Below are 19,084 nucleotides of genomic sequence, written 5' to 3' on the forward strand. Positions count from 1 at the left end.
GCACCGGGTGGCTGCCGACCGGTGGCCGGTCAGAGTCCCAGCGCCTCCCGGACCGAGGCCGGCCAGTCACCGGCCGACCGGCCGTGGCGGTGCTGGAGCGCGAGCACCAACCGGTCCAGGCCGAAAGCAAGACAGGCGCTGTGCGCCACCGAGCCGTCCGTCAGCGTGAGTCCGAACGCCGCGCCGAAGTGGTCCTTGTGGCCGTTGGCCGAGGCCACCGACTGCGTCTGCCCGTGGCCGAGCCGAGTCACGATCTCCCACTTGAGTTCCCCGGTGCGCTGGACCGCCGCCATCAACCGCCCGGGCCGGCCGAAGAACGGGTCGTTCGCGGCGACCACCTCGACTGCCAGGCCGAGTCCGCCGAGCCAGGTGACAGCCGATTCCAGCACCCGGTCGCGCCAGTCCATCACCGCTTCCGGGGCGCCGAACCGGACGACCTCGTACATCCGGAAGGCGCGCAGCCGCCCGGTCTCCGCAGTCGCCTCGCCGCGATAGCAGACGGCTTCCACGCTCAGTTGCCGTTCGGTGCCGAGCACGCTGCCCGCGAGCAGGGGATACACGTGGTGGCAGGCCGCCGGGGACAGCACCAGGTCGGTCGGGCCGGCCGCACCGCCCTCGGGGGCGCCGTACACGGTTCCCAGCAACTGCGGGAACGAGGTCGGATAGTCCGCCCGTTCGGCGACCGTCCGGGCGATCACCGGGGGGGCCAGATAGTGCTCTTCACTCCCGTAGAAGGCCGCGGCGAGGCCGATCCGCAGGCCGTCCAGGATCCGCGCTTCGGCAGCCGGGGTGAGTACCACCCCGGGTGCCCGGAGAGTCGGGTCCGGTGGCATCGTCATCGTTCTCCTCGGGAGAGCAGTACCGTCCGGGCGTTGGCGGCGAGCAGCCGGCCATTGCCGATCATCAGCGGGGCGGAGTAGGCATCACGCAGGATCCGCGCCACCGAGTACGGACCGCGTTCGGCGAAGCCGGCCATGCCGCACACCTGCAATGCCAGGTGGGCCGTCTCCACGGCCCCTTCGGACACCGAGATCTTGAGGGCGTTCAGCTGCGCGCCGAGCCCCAGCGTGGGTTCCCGCCCGGCGTCGAAGACCGGCTCCACGGCGCGCACGGCCGCGTCGAGTTGTGCGCGCATCGCGGTCAACCTCAGATGTGCCCGGGCGAGTTCGGGTACCGCGGCGGTGGGATCGGCCGGAGCCCGCCCGCGGACGGAGCGCACCGCCCGGTGCACCGACTCGGCGGCCAGTCCGCTCCACACGCCGGCCCAGAGCAGGTGGGAGACCGGCACCATGGTCTCGGCGGCGACGGTCCGGAACGGTACCGGCAGGATCTGGTCCCGCTGGAAGGCGGCCCGGATCCGGAACGCCGGACTGCAGGTACCCCGCATGCCGAGGACGTCCCACTCCCCCTGCTGCTCCAGTTCGACCTGGTCGCGGGTCACCAGGACGGCGACCTGGTTACCGGTGTCCGCGTCGGCCGTGCGACGGGCGGTGACCAGATAGGCGTCGGCCCCGGCCCCGTAGGAGACGGTCGTGCCGTCCTTCTCCAGGGTCTGCCGTCCGTCCGGTCCGTCCGCCAGGCTGCTGAGGCTGCTGCGCAGGTCGCCACCGACACCGCGCTCGCTGGTGACCGAGGCGATCAGCCATCGCTCGGCCACCGCCTTCCGCAGCAGCGGCGATTCTCGGTGGTGCCTTACCAGGCAGGCCAGTTGAGCCTGGTGCATGGCCCAGATCATCGCCGAGGAGCCGCAGCTACGGGCGAGGCGCTCGGCGATCCGCACCAGCGCGGGGAGACCGAGCCCCAGTCCGCCGAACTCCCGGGGCGCGATCGCCGCCATCAGGTTGGTGTCGCGGAGCACTTGGAGTGCCTCGGTGGGTAGCCGCGCGCCGCGGTCGACATCGGCCGCGCTGGCAGCCGCCTGCTCGGCTGCCGCGGTCAGCGCGAGCTCCAGTTCCGGGGTGAACCCCCGCGGGTCGGTCTCAGTCACTGGAAACGGCCTTCTTCTCATTCAGCAGTTCGACCAGCACCGCCTCAAGACTGCGGATACTGGCAAAGGTCTCCCGGGTCAGCGCGCGCTCCGGAAGCTCCACGCCGAAGTGGTCCTCCAGCAGCATCATCATCTGCACACTCGTCATGGAGTCCATGCCGGCGTCCCACAGGTCGGTGTCAGCCGCCACTCCTGGAACGATGTCCTGGAGTTTGGGGATGACGGTAATGACCTTCCTGATCTCCTCAGTCATCACAGCTGCCTCCCGGCCTTTCGACATCAGCTCGTCATTGGGATCAAACAGGCGCACCCGGACGAAGTCCGGTTCGATCACCAGCCGTTGAGATGCGAGACCGAGCCGAAGTCGACCTCGGGGCCGTAGGCCGCCAGCGCTTCGCCCATCCGGTCGCCGGCCGCGCGTCCCACCGGGGACGGGACGGCGAGCCGGTCGGCCAGGTCGAACGCGTGGCCGAGGTCCTTCACCATGTAGCCGAGCTTGAAGCCGGCCTCGAAGTCGCCGACCAGGACCCGGTTCGGGTAGAGGCCGGCGAGCTGCGCGTTGGCGCCGCCCCCGCCACTGGTGATGGCCTCGATCGCCAGGCGCGGGTCCACCCCGGCCTCGCGGGCCATGGCGAGCACCTCGCCGGAGGCGACCGCGGTGACGGCGACCAGGTAGTTGTTGAGCAACTTGACGGTCAGGCCCGCGCCCACCGGCCCGCAGTGCCGCAGCTTCTCCGGATCGCCGATGGCGGTCAGTACGGGCCGGGCACGCTCCACCGCCGCCTCGGAGCCGCCGACCCAGAAGGCCAGCGCTCCGGCGCGGACCGCCGCGATGCCGCCGCCGGCCGGGGAGTCCAGGTAGGCCACACCGTGCCGCCGCGCCTCGGCGGCCAGCTCCCGGGCGACCTGCGGGGAGTGCGTCGTCATCTCCAGCAGGACGGACCCTGGTTGAGCCGTCGTCAGCAGGGACCTCACCACCGAGCGGACCTCGGCGGCATCGGGCAGGATGGTGCAGATCACCTCGGCCTGCTCGGCGGCGGCCTCGGGAGTGTCGACCACCGACCAGCCGCTCGGCAGTCGCCCGGGGGAGCGCGAGGAGACGACCACCTCGTGCCCTGCCGCCAACAGGCGTTCCACCATGGGAGCGCCCATCAGGCCGGCGCCGACGAATCCGACCCGCATCACCCACGCTCCGCGGTGATGAAGGCGTAGGCGCTTCGCAGCGACGAGATCATACTGATGTTGAGCGTGTCGATGTCGATCTCGGCACCACGTTGCTGCTCCAGGAAGTCGAGGAAGGCCAACGAGCCGAGCGAGTCCAGGACTCCGCTCTCGAACAGGTCGGTCTCGGGCTCCAGTCCGGAGCTGTCCGCGCCGATCTCCGCGAGGAACTGGACGGCGTTCCGCACGAACTCGTCCTCCGAAGGCATGATGGTCGGCATTACTTCTCCCCTGTCGTTGCGTTCATCCGGTCGCGCAGCACCTCGTAGTGCTCACGACAGGCCCTGCGCGAGACCGGCGCCGACGCGAGCGTGTCGAACGCGTGGAAGGTCCCGGCGAAGCGGTGCAGTTCGGTCGGGACGCCGGCCTCGGCCAGGCGTCGGGCGTACTCGTCCCCTTCGTCCCGCAGCGGGTCGTACTCCGCGGTCATCACATAGGCCGGCGGAAGCCCGCGCAGGTCGGTGGCCCGGGCGGGCGCCGCGTACGGCGAGACCGGACCCCGGCGCTCCGCGGGGCCGAGGTAGTGGTCCCACATGTGGACGCAGTTGCGGGAGTCCCAGGCCGGCGTGTCGGCGAACTCCCGGACCGACCTGGTCCGGAGCCGGTCGTCCGTCACGGGGTAGAGCAGCAGTTGGAGCCCGGGCGGTTCGAGCCCGGTGTCGCGGGCCCGGAGGCAGAGGGCGGCGGTCAACGCTCCGCCCGCGCTGGAGCCCGCCACCGCGATCCGTCCGGCGTCGACGCCGATCGACGAACCCTCGGCACGGAGCCATCGGTACGCCGTGAGGCAGTCGTCCAGCCCCGCCGGGAACGGGTGCTCCGGTGCCAGCCGGTAGTCGACCGCGACCACGGTGAAACCGGTCTCGCGGCACATCTCCAGGCACCGGGGGTGCTCGAAGTCGAGATCACCGGAGATGAACGCCCCGCCGTGCAGGTACAGCACGGCCGGACCCGGCTCCGATTCCCCGACCGGTCGGTAGACACGGACCGGCACCTCGATCCCGTCATCGGAGGGCAGCAGCCGGTCCCGTACCTCGACGCCGGGATCGCTGCCGAACCAGAGCCCCGTCATCCGGGCGATGGTGATCCGGCGGGCCGCCTCCCGCCGGACCGCGAGCGGGTCGGCGTGGTCGACGCGGCGGTACAGCGCGGCCGTCCGGACCAGGTGGGGATCGATCCGCAGCGGGGCCGGCACGGGTCGCGGTTCGGTGCTCATCTGCTTCTCCGCTCGGACGGTTCCGGGTACCGCAGCACGAGGAGCTCGGCCCCCTCGGCTCCGGCGGTCAGGATGGCCGGCCCGTCACCGGGCGCCTGCCAGCCGATCGATTCGGGCCCGTGGTCACCCTCGACGCCCGCCACCGAGACCGCGCCGGCCGCGACGTACAGGAACTGCCCGCCCGGCCCGGCAGCCGGGACGGAGAGCTCCGCCCCGGGGCCGGCGGAGCGGCGGCCGACCCGCAGGCCGTCCCGGTCGTCGGCCAGCAGCGCCTCCCCGTCGTCCGTTCGGGCCAGGTCGATCCCCGCGTGCAGGCTGCGCCCGGCGTGGGGTGGAAGCAGGGCCCGGGACTCGGGCATGAACGAGGTGGTCAGGGTCGGCTCGGCCCGCAGGGTGAAGTAGCGCAGCGGTGGGCTGCCGCCGGCCAGCGGGCCGTAGACGGTGAAGGCGTCGGCGTAGTGCACCTCCAACGCGCCGATCGGCCGCCGTCCGAACAGTGAGCCGGTGGCGCCCAGCAGGACCTGGAACTGGTCGACGGGGTGGAAGTGCGGGCGCAGCACGTAGTCGTGCTGCTCCACCAGGTACGCCTGCGGACCGCCGCCGACCGGGGCCGCGCCGCCGAAGTAGTCGACGATCCTGCTGATCCGGCCCTCGAAGACGACTCGCCGGGACACCGCCTGCCCAGGGCTGACGAACTGGGGTTGGGCCAAGGGGTCCACCTTCGCTATTTCCGGAGCATGTTCAGCGCGAGCTGAGCGGACTGGACGAAGAGCCCGACCTCGTTGCCGACGGCGATGAAGCGGAACCCCTCCTTGGCGTACTGGCGGGCCAGCCGGGTGCTCGGTGCGAAGATCCCGGCCGGCTTGCCGGCGGCGGCGCAGGCGGCCAGTACGGTCTGCCGGGCCTGGTCGAAGGCCGGCCCGGTCGGGTCGCCCGGTTGCCCGAGGTCCATCAGCAGGTCACCGGTGCCGACGAACAGCAGGTCCACCCCGGGCACGGCCGCGATGTCCCCGCTGTTCGCGACGGACTCCCGGCTCTCGACCTGCACGACGCACAGCACCCGCTCGTTCGCGGTCGCGAGGTACCCGGCGGTGCTGGTGAAGTAGCCACTGGCCCTGACCGGGTTGACGCCGCGGGAGCCCTGCGGCGGATAGCGGGTGCACCGCGCGGCGAGTTCGGCGTCCTCGACCCGGTCGACCTTGGGCACCATCACCCCGTCGACCCCCAGGTCGAGGGCGGACTCGATGGCGTGCCGGTCCAGGCACGGCACCCGGACGATGGCGGTGGCGCCCGTGCCGCTCAGCGCCTGGGTCTGGTGCAGGGCATCGGCCTTGGTCATCGCCGCCGCCTCCATGTCGATGACCGCCCAGTCGACCCCGGCGCAGGCCGCCGCCTCGGTCAGCAACGCGCTCGCACTGACCAGGAAGAGGCCGTACACCGGTCCGTCGGTCATCCGCTGCCGGATGTCTGTCATAGCTGCGCCCTCTCATCGGTCCCATGGCCGCCGCGCGTCAAGTCGCCCCGGCTGCGGGGGGGGGTGTGGCGTGAGTGGTGCTGTATCGGGAGGGTGCCGGGCCGGAAGGGTGCCGGGCCGGGAGGAGTCCAGGCCGGATCAGCCGGCCTTCAGCACCTGGTAGACCTCGGCCCAGTTCTCCGCCAGCAGGTCGAGGTAGGTGGAGAAGCCCCGCTCCAGCTGCTCGATGTCCTCGACCGACGCGCAGGCCTTCGCCGCGGTCGACAGCGCGTGCACCTTGTGCTGCTTCTCGGTGGCGCCGATGTGCAGGTAGAAGAACTCGCAGTTCTCGTGGAACTCCTCGAAGCCGTACAGGCCGCGGTAGTTCCGCACGCCCTCGTAGAGGTTCACCAACTGGGGGTAGGCGTGCCACTCCTGGGCCAGCAGCGCACCGCAGACCTCCTGCGGGAGCGAGCTGCTGAAGACCTTCTCGCTCTGCTCGATGAGGCGCAGGGTGGACGGCAGCACCGGAGCGGCCACCGTGTCGAGGTCGACGGGGCGGCCGCGCAGACGGCTGAGCAGACCCTCCAGGAACTCCTTGAGGATCACCGAATGCGCCTTGGCGGGGTTGCCGTGGCCCATCTCGTCGTAGAGGTTCTCGACGGTCTCGGCGCGGGCGGTGATGTCCGTCATGTGCAGGAACGCCAGCGCGATCCGGATGGGGGTGCGGCGCACCCGCTCGTAGAAGTTCTTGGCGACGAGCTCCACCTGATCGGCGGTGAGCTCCTGGGAGATCCACAGGTCGTAGAAGGGGTTCTTCACGGCCGGGTGCTCGGCACAGCCGAGGGCCAGCGCCTGGATGCGACTGTGCGCCTCCTCGTACGGGAGCTGCACGGTCTGATCCAGAATGACGGTCACGGTGTCTCCAGCTGGGTTGCTCGGTGGTCGGGTGGGAGCCCGGGGTTGGGCGCGGGTGGGGTGTCGTCAGTCGACGAGGTGGATGCAGGCCGCCGGGCAGGCCATGGCGGTGTCCCTGGCCAGGGTCCGGAGCTGTTCGGGGACGTCCACCTGGTCGGCCGCGCCGCCCGGCCCGTGGAGGATCTCGCCGTCCTGCCTGACGTATGCCAGGAAGTCCTCGCCGATGGCGAACAGCTCCGGCGCCTCCTCCTCGCACAGGCCGCTGTTCTGGCATTTCGACTGGTCGATCCACATCTTCACTGGGTTGTCCTTTCTCGTCGAGGGCGCTGCCTCGGTGGGGAGTTGCGGTCGGCCCGGGGCTACGGCCAGGCGAGGCGGCGGTCCCGGTCGACGGTGAAGGTCGACGGTGAAGGTCGACGGTGCCGGTCGGCTACGGGTGGCCGGCGATGACCGGCTGGTCGACGGCGGCCGGCTGGTCGACGCCGGCGACCGGCTGGTCGACTCGGATGACCGCGCCGGCCCGGTAGGTCTCCTCGACGACGATGCGAATCCACTCCGCGTAGCGGATGGTCTCTCGCAGCCCGTCCGCATCGAAGGTGTCGGCCTCGTCGTGGCTCATCCGCACCACCCGGAAGTCGCCCACCATGGGCGTCAACTCCTGGTCGGTGCCGTCGATCCGATAGCGCAGCCCGAACGAGCCGCGGCCGCCGCTGGAGCAGCCGATCGCCTGATGCCCCCGGTAGTGGGCGTCCTCGTTGCGGAAGATCATGTGTCCGCCGTGCTTCTCGACGAACTGGCCCTGCATACAGCCGGGCCCGTAGAGGCTACGGATGGCACCGCGCTTGAGCTTGAGCATCCGGGCCTTGATGGTGCGGCCCAGCTGCTCGGCCGACTCGTGGCCCAACCGCTCGGCGTAGTCACCGAGTTCGAGGCCGTCCCGGAGCTGGGTCTCGGTGAAGAAGGCCTGGCTGGTGGTCATCTCCGATGGGCGATCGAGCAGATCACCCATCGGGCAGGTCACCGTGACGTGGTCGGCCCGCAGCGCCGGGTCGACCAGGGCTGCCCGCATGATGGCACGGACCACCGAGGCGCTGTCGCCCTCCTCGGCGATGGCCTGCCGGGTCACCGAGGAGAGTCGCTGCTCCGCACCCGCAGCGGCCGGCCCGTCGAAGAGCGCGGCGAGCTCCTGCTCCACCGCGTCGGCGAGCCTGCCCGGATCGAGCTCCGCGCGGGGGATCACGCCCTCGGTTCGGTACCAGGCGCGGCCGTCGATGACCGAGTAGAGCTCATGGGTCCCCTGCACCAGCCCGCGCATCCGGGCGACCTGGTGCGCCAGGTCGAGCAGCCCCTCAGGACTTCGCCCCGCCGGGCCGAGGACACCTTCGTACAGTGCGTACCGCTCCTGCAGCACGGTCCTCAGGGCAGCCGAACTCGCGTGCTCCACAAGCTCGTCGAGGCCGACCGCCGAGGCATTGAGAGCGAACAGGGTGAGCACGAGGTCGGATTCCTCGTCGTCCCACGCCGCCGGACCGCGCGACCGGATCGACTCCAGAGCCGACCGCAGGTCCGCCCTGACCCGGTACTCGCCTTTGTAGAGCAGCCAGTGGTGGCGACTGTAGACCAGCGGACGGGCGCAGGCGTCGAGAATTCCGGCCACGCATTGCGGGTCCGCTGCGGCCGCGACGGCGGCACGCAACTCGGTACCCGCATCGATGCCGGCGAAGTGTGATTCCGACTTGGACACAAGCGGCAACACAAGCCCCCCCCTTGGGCGTCGGGAAGTACCTTTTCGAAGAAGTTGGATCGACCGCAAGCCGACCTCTCGGTTCTTGAGGTCCTCGGCGTCCGAGCGGTCGGCCGGAACAATCGGCCAGGACAGTCGGCCGGAACAATCGGCCAGGACAATCGGGAACGACTGAAGAAAGGAACCGAACGCGGAGTCCACACGCACCGCGAAACGTCCTTGAACCCCCGGGGCAATCAAATCTACACCAGACCACACACCAAGTTCCAACAAATTCTTACAGCCAGACACCCCCGCCTGTCAGGAAGACCCGATCGTGTCCCAGATCGCGAGACGACTCAACCGCCGGACGTGGCCAGCTGGTGACGTTCAGTAATGCAATCTCCGTCTACACGCGGAGAATCGGATCCCTGGCTGATATGGCCGCACCAAGCTGACTCGGCGTCAAAGATGCGGTGGGACATGAGCCCTACCGGAACCGGGATTGACTCCGACTCAGGACGATGTGCATGATGCTGATCATTCACGTCAGCTCTGGTCGAGGGATCTCCCTTGCTCCAGGCTCGCGTTGCACGTTTTCCGCAACTGCCCCCAAGGAGGGGAGGGATCATGGCGTGGGAAATCCACCCGGCTCCGGAGGAGGCGGACGTCCGCCGATGCTGGCCGGTGTTCCGGGAATTGCGTCAGAACATCCCCACCGAGGAGATGTTCGTCGCCCGGTGGAAGGTCCAGCGGGACGAGGGCTACCGGATCGTCTACCTGGAGCAGGACGGTGAGGTCCGGGCGGTGGGCGGCTATCGCATCGTCCACAACATGGCCTGGGGTCGCATTCTCTATCTCGACGACCTCGCCGCCCTGACCGAGCACCAGGGCGAGGGGCTCGGTACGGCCATCCTCGAGTACGTGCAGGGTGAGGCGGTCCGGCACGGCTGCGACGCCGTCCACCTCGACACCGGCTACCAACGGAACCGCGCCCACCGCGCCTACCTCCGGAACGGGTTCGAGCTCTCCAGCCACCACCTCGAATGGAAGGTCCCCGGCGCGTGAGGGAACTGCTCGACCGCCATGAAAGTCTTGCCGAGAGCAGACCGGACGAGCCGGCCATCGTCTACCGCCGCGAGCCCTTCGCGGACCTGACCCTGACCTGGGCCGACCTGTGGGCCCGGGCGGAGCTGATCCACGCGAGGCTGCTGGACCAAGGGGTCCGGCCGCACCAGGTATCGGCACTCACCCTGCATGACCACCCCGACCTCGTCCCCACCCTGCTGGCGCTCTGGAGGCTCGACTCCCCACCGGTGCTGTTCGACCCGCGGTGGGGCACCGAGCTCACCGGCGCGATCCTGGCGCACAGTACGCCGACCTTCCTGATCGGGATCGAGCCCGAGCTGACGGCGCGCCGGATCGGCCCGGACCGCGCCGACCATCCCGAGGACGCTGTCTTCATCGGCTACACCTCCGGAAGTACCGGAGATCCCAAGGCCATTGTCTTCACCCATGAGCGCCTCTACGACGGCACCCTGGGCAATGTCCAGGCCTCGCTGCGACTGCGCGGCTCCCGGCCGCAGCGGATCGCCCGCTCGATGCGGATGTCCGGCTCCGGGGTGATCAACCTCCACCACACCTGGGCGGCCGTCCTCGGCGCCTGCGTGGTGGTCCTCCCGGACCTCGACGTCTCCAACGCACGGGACTACTGGGCCCGGCTGGAGGCGGACCGGATCGACCAGACCTTCCTGGTGCCACAGCTGATCGAGCTGGTCAACCGGTTCGCCGCCGACCGGGACCCGGCGGTGCCGGGACCACTCTGCTTCACCGGCAGCGCGCCACTGTCGCCCCGGACCCAGGATCGCTTCCAACGCCGTTTCGGGCTACCGCTGTTCAACGCCTACGGGCTGTCCGAGACCTCCTCGGCTGCGTTCTTCGGTCACCTCGGACCGGACGGCCTGGCGACCGCCAGCGTCGGCGTGCCCGAGCGGGTCTCCGCGCGCCTGCGGGACCGGTCCGGCCGGCTCGTCGAGGGGGTGGGCGAGGGTGAGATCGAACTCTCCGGCGCCCAGGTCTTCAGCGGCTACTACCGCAACCCCACGGCCACCGAACAGACCCTGGTGGACGGGTGGTTGCGCACCGGCGACATCGGACGCCGCGACGACGACGGCTGGTATCACCTGGTCGGTCGGAGCAAGGACGTGGTGATGAAGGGGAGTTACGCCATCTACCTGAACGAGGTGGAGGAAATGGCGACCTCCCACCCGGACATCCTGGAGGTCGCCGGGGTGCCGCTGCGACTGGCCGACAGCACCGAGGACATCGGCTGCCTGGTCCGGTTGATCGACGGCCGGGAGACTTCCGCCGAATCGATCCTCGCCTGGCTCCGGGGCGCGCTCGGCGCCCAACGGGCCCCCTGCCGGGTGGTGCTGACCGAGGACCCGCTGCCTCGGGGCGGCCAGGACAAGCTGGATCGACCAGGCATCAGGCTCCGCTGGGAGCAACTGCCAGGCGTCCCCCGCACGCTGGGCAGTTCCTGGGAGAGCGCCGGGCAGGGGCGGCGGTGATCGCCGGCGTCACGCACGTGACCATGGAAGCCGGCCTGGACGCGGGTGTGGCGGCAGGGCGGTCGTGGGGATTCGAGCCGGAGCTCCGCGACGCGGTCGCCCTGCCGGCCTCCTTCGAGTGCGTCGGGGAGACGGACCACGTCCTGCCGCTGGCGCTGCTCTCCGGCCCGCCCGGCATCCGGCTCGAAGTGGTCGACCATGGCGGCGACTCCGGTCAGCCGAGCGCCTACGCACCGATCCCGCGCCGGTCGGCCGAGGCCGGATTCGCCGGCCTCAGCTGCACGGTCCCCGACACCGCGGCGGAGGCCGCGTTCTGGTCGGGCTTCGCCCGGGCGCGTTGGGCCGGACCGGGCCCGGGAACGGTGCGTGGGACCATCCCCTCGCCGCTGCCCGGGATGGACTGCGAGTTCGAGCTCGTGCCGGGTACGCGGGGCGAGGGGCAAGTCCATGCCATGAACGACCGGGGCTTCCCGTCCATCGGGGTGTTCAGCACCTCGATGGAGCGGGACTGCGCCCGCGCGGTCCGCCTCGGCGCGAAGCTCCGCTCCGCGGCGATCACCACCACCGTGGGTGGGCGACCGCTGCGGATGGCACTGATCGAAACGCCCGGTGGGGCCCCTGTCGAGTTGCTGGCCGCGGCCAGGATCACTGGAGAGAAGGAGACGGCGAATGGTCTTTCGACTTGAGGGACCGGTGCTGGAAGGCACCCTGGTGCGGCTGGAGCCGATGGGCCTCCAGCACGCCGAGGCGATGGCGGCCGCCGCCGAGGAGGGCCGGGAGTCCTACGACTTCACCTGGGTGCCCACGGCGGACGAGGTGGAGAAGTACATCCACGCCCAGCTCGGCCGCGCCGAGACCGGCCGGCTCGCCCCGTACGTGCTGATCTCACCGGCCGACGGCCGGGTGCTCGGCGCCACCGCGTACTGGGACCCGCGCCTGCGGCCGGGCGGCGACCGACTGTCCGCGGTCGAGGTCGGGTTCACCTGGCTGTCCGCCTCCGCGCAGGGCACCGGGGTCAACACCGAGGCCAAGTACCTGCTGTTCAGGCACGCCTTCGAGAGCTGGGAGGTGGCCCGGGTGGATCTGAAGACCGATGCCCGCAACGCCCGCTCCCGGGCCGCGATCGAGGCGGTGGGGGCCCGGTTCGAGGGGGTGCTGCGGAACTGGTCGCCGTCCTGGGCGCCCGGCGAGGACGGACTGCTCCGGGACTCCGCGATGTTCTCGATCGTGGCGCAGGAGTGGGCGCGCTGCCGAGCCGGGTTGGAGGCCCGCCTGAGCCGGATCGCGGGGCCCTGATCGTATGCGGCCTGGCATCCATCTCTCCGCGATCGCTTATGAGTTGGGCGATCCGGTGGCCATCGGGACCCTGGACGACCCGGAGGTCGCCGAGCGGCTCCACGCGCTCGGCTCCGACGGGTTCCGGCGCTGCCGGGTGGCCGGGGCCTCGGCGGCGGCGCTCGGAGCGGCGAGCGCCCGCCGGACACTTGAGCGGTGCGGCGGCCCGGAGCCGGCCGCCGTGGTCTTCTCCACCGAGTCGACCCGGCTGGTCTCGGCCACCCAGAACACCTGGGAGCTGCTGCGAGCCGTCCCGCTGCCGCGTACCTCGACGCTCACGGTCGGCGGCAACGGCTGCGGCAACCTCGCGCCGGCCCTCCGGGCCGCCCGTGACCTGGTGCTCGCGGAGGACGCCGACAGCGTACTGCTCACCCTCGCCGATCGGTTCACCCTCGGCACCCGGTACCAGCCGGTCGGCAATACCGTGATGAGCGACAGCGCCGTCTCCTGCCTGATCACCCCGGCCCCGCTCGGAGCCGGCTTCCAGCTCCTGGCAATGGCCACCGCCGTCAATGCCGACCTGCTGCCGGAGACCAGGAAGCTCCTGGGTGCCCGCACCGTCATGCGGGCGATCGGTCGCGCCCTGGACGAGATCAACTCCCGTGTCCAGCAGCCGGAGCGGGGCTTCGACTGGTTCGTCACCGGCAACTACGACCGCTCCACGCGGCGGTTCCTCGCCTCCGCCGTCCAGATGGACGACTCCAGGGCGCAGGCGCCGAACATCGCGGAGTACGGCCACTGCTACGCCGCGGATCAGCTCATCACGCTCGCGACCCTGGAGCGGTCCGGCGCCCTGCGCCACGGGCAGCGGCTGCTGCTGCTCGCCACCAGCGCCCGGGCATGGTCACTGATCGCCCTCGAATACAGTGAGTTGGGGTAAGCATGGCGCTCTGGGACAACCTGGACGAGACGACCTTCGACGTGGTCAGGAACGCCAGGGGGCAGTACTCGATCTGGCCGGCCGGCCGGCCCCACCCGCCGGGCTGGGCCGCGGCCGGGTTCTCCGGGACGCGGCCGAGTTGCCTGGCGGAGATCGACCGGATCTGGGCCCCGGGCCCACCCGCCGCCGGCGTGGCCGCCCGGCCCGGTGAACTGCCGGACGGCGCGGCGCTGGCGGGACCGAGCCGCGAGCTGCCGGACACCTCGATCATGGCGCTGATCAGGGCCCGGGAGCTGCCGGAGGGTCGACTCGCCGTACGATACGGCGCAGAGCGCCTGACCCGGGGCGAACTGCTGGACACCTCGGCACTCTGGGCCCGGGCCCTCGCCGACGCGGGCTGCGGCCGCGAGGTCCCGGTGGCGATCCTGCTGCCGCGCGGGCCGGAGGCCCTGGTCGCGATTCTCGCCGTGCTGGAGGCCGGCGGCGCGTACGTCGCGCTCGCCTGCGACCAGCCGGTGGAGCGCATCCGAGCGGTGCTGGACGACTGCGGCGCACACATCGCGGTCGCCACCGAGGAACTCGCCCCCGAACTGGCCGGACCCGGCCGGACGCTGCTGACCGTCGCCGAGCTGGCCGAGCGGGGAGCGGCCTCGACCACGGTGCCCCGGCCCGCCTCGGGGGAGGATCTCGCCTTCGTCTTCTACACCTCCGGCACCACCGGCGAACCCAAGGGTGTCGAGGGCACCCACGCCCAGCTGGTCAACTACGCCCTCTGGTGCGGCAGGGCGTTCGCCCACCGGAGGGAGGAGAGCACCTTCCTCAGCGGGGCGTTGTACTTCCTCGGCTCGCTCACCACGATCTTCACACCGCTGTTGGAGGGCTGGCCGATCACCGTGGCACCCGACGGCGCGACCACCGACGAGCTGCTCGCGGTCGCCGCGAGCACCGAGGGCGGTCTGCTCAAGCTGACCCCGACGCACATCCGGATGATGATGGCCAGAGGAGTCCCGGAGACCGGCCTGGCTCGTCAACTCATGATCGGCAGTGAGCCGTTGGTCTTCACCGAGGAGATCAGCCAGTGGCTGGCCGCCGACCCCGAGCGGGTGCTGGTGAACCACTACGGGCTGACCGAGACACACGGCTGCTTCTGCCACTGGCTGGGCGGCGACGAGCGGATCGGCGGCCGGGTGCCGATCGGCACGCCGATCGACAACGTCGAGGCCTACGTCGTGGGCCGCGACGGCGAGCTCCTCGGCGTCGACGAGATCGGTGAACTCCTGGTCGGTGGGCCATCGTTGGGGCGTGGCTACCGGAACCGTCCGGCGCTGACGGCCGAGCGCTGGCTCCCGCACCCCTGGGGTGCCGAGGGCGCCAGGCTGCTGCGAACCGGTGACCTGGCCAGGGTGGACGCCGACGGTGTCGTCACCGTGCTGGGCCGCGCCGACCGGCAGGTCAAGGTGCGCGGACACCGGGTGGAACCGGCCGCCGTGGAGGAGGCGCTGCGAAGCCTGCCGAACGTCAAGGAGGCCCTGGTGCTGCCACGCCAGGAGGAGGGCCGGACCACCCTGGCGGCGTACCTGCTGCACGCTCCCGGCGCCGGGATCGACCTGGTGGCGACCAGGACGGCGCTGGAGCGGCTCTTTCCCCCGCAGTGGATTCCGGGCCGGATGGCGGCGGCCACCGAGTTCCCGGTGAACGCCAACGGCAAGGTCGACACCCGGGCGCTGCCCGAGGCGCTGCCGATCGTCCCGCCCACGCCGGCCGGCCCCGGGGCGGGCCGCTGGAGCCGGCTGGACCGGCTCGTCGCGGACGCGTTCTGCGACATCCTGCGGATCGACTCGATCGGGCTCGGCGACGGCTTCCACGACCTCGGCGGTGACTCCCTGACGGCCGTGCAGGTCGCCGCCAGGATCGGCCGGGAGCTGGGCCGGGACGTCCCGGCCCCGTCCGCCGACGCCACCACCGTCCGGGCCTATGCGGAACTGGTCGCCGCCGGCGCTGCCCCAGGGCAGGCGCGGTGACCGTCCTGCTGACCGGGGCCACCGGCTTCCTCGGTGCGGCTCTTGCGAATCGCCTGCTCACCCGCGGCCACACGCTGCGCTGCGTCGTCCGGGGAGCCACCGACGAGGAGCGGCGGGCGAAACTGCACGCCGCGCTGCCGGACGCGGACCAGCGCCGGCTGGAGGTGGTGGCGGGGGATCTCGCGGCGCGGGACCTCGGTCGGTCGGCGGCGGAGCTGGCCGCCCTGGGCCAGGGCGTCACCCACGTGGTGCACTGCGGCGCGCGGGTGAACATGACTCTGCCCTACACCGCGCTGCACCGGACCAACGTCGGCGCCACCGAGACCCTGTTGAGCCTCGCGGAGACGGCCTCGGCCGCGTTCTGCTACGTGGGCAGCCTGGCGGCGGTCGCCCGGACGGTGACCGGTGAGCCGTTCGAGCTGATCGATCCGGTGTCCGGCGGCTACGGCCAGTCCAAGTGGGCGGCGGATCGGCTGGTCAGCGTGGCGCACCAGGAAGGCCGGGTCCGGGCGGTGATCCTGCGGCCGGGCCGGGCGACCGCGGACTCCCGTACGGCGCTGGGGAATCCGGACGACCTGCTGGAGCAGGTGCTCCGGCTCTGCCTGCGGCTCGGCGTCGCTCCGGCCCTGGAGACCGGGGTCCGGCTCAGCCCGGTCGACTGGATGGCGGAGCTGGCCGTCCTGCTGGCCGAACGGGCGCCCGCCCAGGGCCGGGCCTATCACCTGGTCCGCGCCGAATCGCTCCGCTGGGGCGAGGTGCTGGACGTGCTGCGCGAGGTCAGGCCGGAGCTGGCGCGACTCCCCTACCCGAGCTGGCGTGAGCTGGTGACCGAGGCCGGCCGGACGGACCCGGGGACGGCGCGGCTGGCCACCTCACTGCCACCGCAACCGCTGGTCTTCGACGGTCACCCCGCCAACCGCCCGACCAACGCCCGCCGCACGTTGACCGACGCCCATCCCGAACCTCCCGCCGCGGAGATGCTGTTGAGGGCCTCGGTGGCGGTCTGGGAGCGGGACCGGCCATGACCGCGCGTCTCCTGCCCCTGCACGAGGAGCACACCGCGCTCGGCGCCCGGATGGTCGAGAGCGACGGCTGGCTGCTGCCCCTGGAGTTCACCGGCGCGTTCCAGGAGTACCGGGCCCACCGCAGCCGCAGCGTGCTCTGGGACGCCTCCGACCTCGGCTCGATCCTGGTCTCCGGGCCCGGCGCCTTCGAGGCCCTCCAGCGCACCTTCACCAACGACCTGCGCCGGATACGGCCGGGCCGGAGCCAGTACACCTTCCTGCTGGCGGCGGCCGACGCCGGTGTGGTGGACGACCTGATGGTCTGGTGGGTGGCGGAGGACCGGTTCGTGCTGACGCCGAGCCGCCCGGATCCGGTGCTCCGGGCCCTTCGGGCCACCGCGGGGCCGGCGCCGGCCTGCACCGTCGAGGACGTCTCCGGGGCCCGGGTGCTGCTCGCGCTCCAGGGAGCCGAGGCAGTGGCCCGGTTGGCGCCGATCGTCCCGGAGGCCGCCGCCATGCCGCTGTTCGGCGTGCGCGAGGTCGAGGTCGAGGACGGGTGGGGGTTGATCGCCACCACCGGCTTCGGCCGTCGGCTCGGCTTCGAGCTCGACCTCCCGATCGCCGCCGCCCGCGCCGTGCACCGCCGTCTGATCGACGCGGGTGTGGTCCCGGCGGGTCTCGCCATGCGCGAGACACACCGCCTGGAGTCCGGGACGCCCCGGCACGGTTACGAGCTGGGCCCCTCGATCGATCCGCTGGAGGCGGGCTGCGCCCGCGCGGTCGCCTTGGACACCGAGTTCGTCGGCCGTGCGGCCCTGCTGGCCAGGCGGGCCGACGGCCCGACCAGGATGCTGCGCTCGGTGGTCCTGGACAGTCGCCAAGCACCCTCCACAGGGAGCGAGTTGATCCACAACGGCGCGCAGGTGGGCCGGATCACCAGCGGGAACTACTCGTTCCGGCTGCACCGCGGGCTGGGCCTCGCGTTCGTGAGCCCGGAGGTGCCCGTGGGCAGCACGGTCTGCGTCCGGACCGCGCGCGGGGAGGTGGGCGGCACGGTCGGTGTCGTCCCCGTCGAGTGGGAGGGCGTTCGGTGACACCGCAGGAGGCAGGGATCAGTGCTGTCGAGATCTTCGATCCGATGAGCCCCCGGGTGCTGGCGGACCCGTACCGGGCCTATCGGGCGCTCCGCGACCACCATCCGGTGGCTCATCTGGAGCCGCTGGACCTGTGGGCGGTCAGTCGGTACGCCGACGTCCGGGAGGTGCTGGCCGAACCCGCGGCCTTCTCCGCCGCACTGGCCTTCGGCCGGGACGCGTCGATCACGGACCGCCGGAGCGAGCCCCGGCGGCAGCTGAACCTACGGTTCTCCGGTGACTTCGGCGGCGTCGTCTCCTCCACCGACGGAGTGGTGCACGCCAGGCTGCGCCGGATGGTGGCCGGGCTGCTGAGCAAGCCCCGGCTGGACGCCGTGGAACGGTCGGTCGGCGAGCACGTCGAGCGGATCGCGGCCGGGCTCCGGGCGGCGGGCGACGGTTTCGACCTGGTCGGCGACCTGGCCGGTCCGGTGGCCGCGCGGGCCATCGCCCAGGTGATGGGGCTCGATCAGGAGATGACCGAGGTCCTGCTCCGCTGGGTCGACCTGACCGCGCGTGCGCTCGACCCCGGTGACCCGCTCAGCACGGTCGAGGCCGCGCCCCGGGTGATGCTGGCCAACCTGGGCTGCGTCCGGGCCGTCGCGGCCTTCCTGCGGACCGGGACCCGCCACCTCCCGGACCAGCCGCCGAACGGGCTGATGGAGGCGTGGCGGGCTGCCGACGGCCCGGCCGGCCGGGAGGAGGTGATCCTCTCCGTGCTCCAGCTCTTCCAAGCCGGTTACGAGACCATCGTCTCGGCGGTCTGCTCCACCCTGGCCGTCTTCGTGGTCGACCGGCCCCTGCCCGATCCGGCCCGGCCGGAGGAGCTCGAACTGCTGATCGGCGAGGGCATCCGGCTCGGCTCCCCGGTCCGAGCCACGGTGCGGACGGTGGTCGGGGCCCGGCAGGTGGGCGGGGTCTCCGTCCCCGACGGCGCGATGCTGATGCTCCTGCTCGGCTCGGCCAACCGCGACGAGCGGGTCTTCCCTGATCCCGACCGACCGGCCGTCGGCCGGGCCCCGCACCTGGCCTTCGGCGGCGGTCCGCACCGCTGCCTGGGCAGATATCTCGCGCACGCCGAACTGTCCTGCATCCTAAGAGTGTTGACCGAACAGGTGAACCACCTCCGATCCGCTGGAACCGCCCGGATCAGCGCCAACATCCTCAAGGCGGGCCACGCCTCACTGCCGGTCCAGGCAGAGTGGCGGCGACCATGACCGCTACCTCGCCCTCCCTGCCGCTGCGCCGCCTTCGGCGACCTTCACCGGACCAGCACGCCGCACCATGCGTACGAAGTCCCGGCTCAGAGTACGAAGTCCCAGCTCAGCACACCCTCCCCGGTGGCTTCAAGGTCCCAGGTGCGGGTGCGGGGGCACCTGCGTGTCGGGCTCGTCGGCGATGTCGTCGGGGCCGTAGTGGTCGACGAAGCACCAGGCGCCGACCATCCGCCGTCCCAGGTTCGGCAGCGACCGCCGCACCACCGTGCTGCCGCCGAGCCGCACGGTGCGCCCGGTCAGCAGATCGCGGACCGGGCCACCGCTCGCGCCGCCGCCGCACCGGGTCTCGGCGGGCTTGAGATCAAGGTTGCTCATCGGCCCACGCTAGGCCGTGCCTGACCCCGCCGGG

General features: G+C 71.6%; 20 protein-coding genes and 1 pseudogene. 9 read left to right on the forward strand and 12 right to left on the reverse strand.

What is annotated here, in order from left to right; genetic code table 11:
- Positions 1 to 29: 29 nt before the first annotated feature.
- The 11 genes from OG455_RS05765 to OG455_RS05815 form a co-directional block, all read right to left on the reverse strand.
- A complete protein-coding gene (locus OG455_RS05765; RefSeq protein ID WP_266290876.1) occupies positions 30 to 839 on the reverse strand; it encodes a hypothetical protein in 810 nt (269 codons plus the stop codon).
- Positions 836 to 1,987, reverse strand: a complete 1,152-nt coding sequence (locus OG455_RS05770; RefSeq protein WP_266290878.1) for an acyl-CoA dehydrogenase family protein — start codon at positions 1,985 to 1,987, stop codon at positions 836 to 838. Before OG455_RS05770 ends, OG455_RS05765 begins: the two co-directional genes overlap by 4 nt.
- Positions 1,980 to 2,321, reverse strand: coding sequence for an acyl carrier protein (locus OG455_RS05775; protein ID WP_266290880.1), 342 nt, complete (start codon positions 2,319 to 2,321; stop codon positions 1,980 to 1,982). The genes OG455_RS05770 and OG455_RS05775 overlap by 8 nt, the downstream gene beginning before the upstream one ends.
- Positions 2,318 to 3,169, reverse strand: coding sequence for an NAD(P)-dependent oxidoreductase (locus tag OG455_RS05780; protein WP_266290882.1), 852 nt, complete (start codon positions 3,167 to 3,169; stop codon positions 2,318 to 2,320). The genes OG455_RS05775 and OG455_RS05780 overlap by 4 nt, the downstream gene beginning before the upstream one ends.
- Entirely contained in the window at positions 3,169 to 3,429 is a 261-nt protein-coding gene (locus OG455_RS05785) for an acyl carrier protein (protein ID WP_266290884.1), read from the reverse strand. Before OG455_RS05785 ends, OG455_RS05780 begins: the two co-directional genes overlap by 1 nt.
- On the reverse strand, positions 3,429 to 4,421 hold the full coding sequence (locus OG455_RS05790; RefSeq protein ID WP_266290886.1) for an alpha/beta hydrolase: 993 nt from the start codon (positions 4,419 to 4,421) through the stop codon (positions 3,429 to 3,431). The genes OG455_RS05785 and OG455_RS05790 overlap by 1 nt, the downstream gene beginning before the upstream one ends.
- The gene (locus OG455_RS05795) at positions 4,418 to 5,131 is read right to left on the reverse strand and encodes a hypothetical protein (RefSeq protein ID WP_266290888.1); all 714 of its coding nucleotides are present in this window, start codon (positions 5,129 to 5,131) and stop codon (positions 4,418 to 4,420) included. The genes OG455_RS05790 and OG455_RS05795 overlap by 4 nt, the downstream gene beginning before the upstream one ends.
- A 14-nt stretch (positions 5,132 to 5,145) precedes the next feature.
- Entirely contained in the window at positions 5,146 to 5,895 is a 750-nt protein-coding gene (locus OG455_RS05800) for an HpcH/HpaI aldolase/citrate lyase family protein (protein WP_266290890.1), read from the reverse strand.
- Between the two features lie 138 nt (positions 5,896 to 6,033).
- Entirely contained in the window at positions 6,034 to 6,792 is a 759-nt protein-coding gene (locus OG455_RS05805; protein WP_266290892.1) for an iron-containing redox enzyme family protein, read from the reverse strand.
- A gap of 66 nt (positions 6,793 to 6,858) precedes the next feature.
- Positions 6,859 to 7,086, reverse strand: coding sequence for a ferredoxin (locus OG455_RS05810; protein WP_266300671.1), 228 nt, complete (start codon positions 7,084 to 7,086; stop codon positions 6,859 to 6,861).
- A gap of 136 nt (positions 7,087 to 7,222) precedes the next feature.
- Positions 7,223 to 8,449 (reverse strand): hypothetical protein, encoded by a 1,227-nt coding sequence (locus tag OG455_RS05815; protein ID WP_266290894.1) that lies wholly within the window; start codon positions 8,447 to 8,449, stop codon positions 7,223 to 7,225.
- A gap of 696 nt (positions 8,450 to 9,145) precedes the next feature.
- Here OG455_RS05815 and OG455_RS05820 point away from each other — a divergent pair.
- The 9 genes from OG455_RS05820 to OG455_RS05860 are packed head-to-tail and all read left to right on the forward strand — an operon-like array spanning position 9,146 to position 18,675.
- Positions 9,146 to 9,583 carry a GNAT family N-acetyltransferase gene (locus OG455_RS05820; protein ID WP_266290896.1) on the forward strand — a complete coding sequence of 146 codons (438 nt, stop codon included), beginning with the start codon at positions 9,146 to 9,148 and terminating at the stop codon, positions 9,581 to 9,583.
- Positions 9,580 to 11,085, forward strand: a complete 1,506-nt coding sequence (locus OG455_RS05825; RefSeq protein ID WP_266290898.1) for a class I adenylate-forming enzyme family protein — start codon at positions 9,580 to 9,582, stop codon at positions 11,083 to 11,085. The genes OG455_RS05820 and OG455_RS05825 overlap by 4 nt, the downstream gene beginning before the upstream one ends.
- Positions 11,082 to 11,771: a hypothetical protein gene (locus OG455_RS05830; protein WP_266290900.1), complete on the forward strand. Its 690-nt coding sequence runs from the start codon at positions 11,082 to 11,084 to the stop codon at positions 11,769 to 11,771. Before OG455_RS05825 ends, OG455_RS05830 begins: the two co-directional genes overlap by 4 nt.
- Complete coding sequence (locus OG455_RS05835; RefSeq protein ID WP_266290902.1) at positions 11,755 to 12,381, forward strand: GNAT family N-acetyltransferase; 627 nt, start codon at positions 11,755 to 11,757, stop codon at positions 12,379 to 12,381. Before OG455_RS05830 ends, OG455_RS05835 begins: the two co-directional genes overlap by 17 nt.
- Positions 12,382 to 12,385: 4 nt before the next feature.
- Positions 12,386 to 13,300, forward strand: coding sequence for a 3-oxoacyl-[acyl-carrier-protein] synthase III C-terminal domain-containing protein (locus OG455_RS05840; RefSeq protein ID WP_266290904.1), 915 nt, complete (start codon positions 12,386 to 12,388; stop codon positions 13,298 to 13,300).
- Positions 13,301 to 13,302: 2 nt separating this feature from the next.
- On the forward strand, positions 13,303 to 15,321 hold the full coding sequence (locus OG455_RS05845; RefSeq protein WP_266290906.1) for an amino acid adenylation domain-containing protein: 2,019 nt from the start codon (positions 13,303 to 13,305) through the stop codon (positions 15,319 to 15,321).
- Positions 15,318 to 16,346, forward strand: a complete 1,029-nt coding sequence (locus OG455_RS05850; protein ID WP_266290908.1) for an SDR family oxidoreductase — start codon at positions 15,318 to 15,320, stop codon at positions 16,344 to 16,346. The genes OG455_RS05845 and OG455_RS05850 overlap by 4 nt, the downstream gene beginning before the upstream one ends.
- Positions 16,343 to 17,419 (forward strand): aminomethyltransferase family protein, encoded by a 1,077-nt coding sequence (locus OG455_RS05855; RefSeq protein WP_266290910.1) that lies wholly within the window; start codon positions 16,343 to 16,345, stop codon positions 17,417 to 17,419. The genes OG455_RS05850 and OG455_RS05855 overlap by 4 nt, the downstream gene beginning before the upstream one ends.
- On the forward strand, positions 17,416 to 18,675 hold the full coding sequence (locus tag OG455_RS05860; RefSeq protein ID WP_266290912.1) for a cytochrome P450: 1,260 nt from the start codon (positions 17,416 to 17,418) through the stop codon (positions 18,673 to 18,675). The genes OG455_RS05855 and OG455_RS05860 overlap by 4 nt, the downstream gene beginning before the upstream one ends.
- Before the next feature lie 135 nt (positions 18,676 to 18,810).
- On the opposite strand, the pseudogene OG455_RS05865 reads toward OG455_RS05860, so the two are convergent.
- Positions 18,811 to 19,050, reverse strand: a pseudogene (locus OG455_RS05865) (pirin family protein); the annotation flags it as partial.
- Positions 19,051 to 19,084: the final 34 nt, after the last annotated feature.

Source organism: Kitasatospora sp. NBC_01287, assembly GCF_026340565.1.
In the GTDB taxonomy this organism is placed as follows: domain Bacteria; phylum Actinomycetota; class Actinomycetes; order Streptomycetales; family Streptomycetaceae; genus Kitasatospora.

Excerpts from the sequence above, each read along its gene's own strand:
- OG455_RS05835 (WP_266290902.1), top strand. The coding sequence starts at position 11,755 with ATGGTCTTTCGACTTGAGGGACCGGTGCTGGAAGGCACCCTGGTGCGG.
- OG455_RS05800 (WP_266290890.1), bottom strand. The coding sequence starts at position 5,895 with ATGACAGACATCCGGCAGCGGATGACCGACGGACCGGTGTACGGCCTC.
- OG455_RS05790 (WP_266290886.1), bottom strand. The coding sequence starts at position 4,421 with ATGAGCACCGAACCGCGACCCGTGCCGGCCCCGCTGCGGATCGATCCC.
- OG455_RS05820 (WP_266290896.1), top strand. The coding sequence starts at position 9,146 with ATGGCGTGGGAAATCCACCCGGCTCCGGAGGAGGCGGACGTCCGCCGA.
- OG455_RS05845 (WP_266290906.1), top strand. The coding sequence starts at position 13,303 with ATGGCGCTCTGGGACAACCTGGACGAGACGACCTTCGACGTGGTCAGG.
- OG455_RS05780 (WP_266290882.1), bottom strand. The coding sequence starts at position 3,169 with ATGCGGGTCGGATTCGTCGGCGCCGGCCTGATGGGCGCTCCCATGGTG.
- OG455_RS05855 (WP_266290910.1), top strand. The coding sequence starts at position 16,343 with ATGACCGCGCGTCTCCTGCCCCTGCACGAGGAGCACACCGCGCTCGGC.
- OG455_RS05765 (WP_266290876.1), bottom strand. The coding sequence starts at position 839 with ATGACGATGCCACCGGACCCGACTCTCCGGGCACCCGGGGTGGTACTC.
- OG455_RS05785 (WP_266290884.1), bottom strand. The coding sequence starts at position 3,429 with ATGCCGACCATCATGCCTTCGGAGGACGAGTTCGTGCGGAACGCCGTC.
- OG455_RS05810 (WP_266300671.1), bottom strand. The coding sequence starts at position 7,086 with ATGTGGATCGACCAGTCGAAATGCCAGAACAGCGGCCTGTGCGAGGAG.
- OG455_RS05840 (WP_266290904.1), top strand. The coding sequence starts at position 12,386 with ATGCGGCCTGGCATCCATCTCTCCGCGATCGCTTATGAGTTGGGCGAT.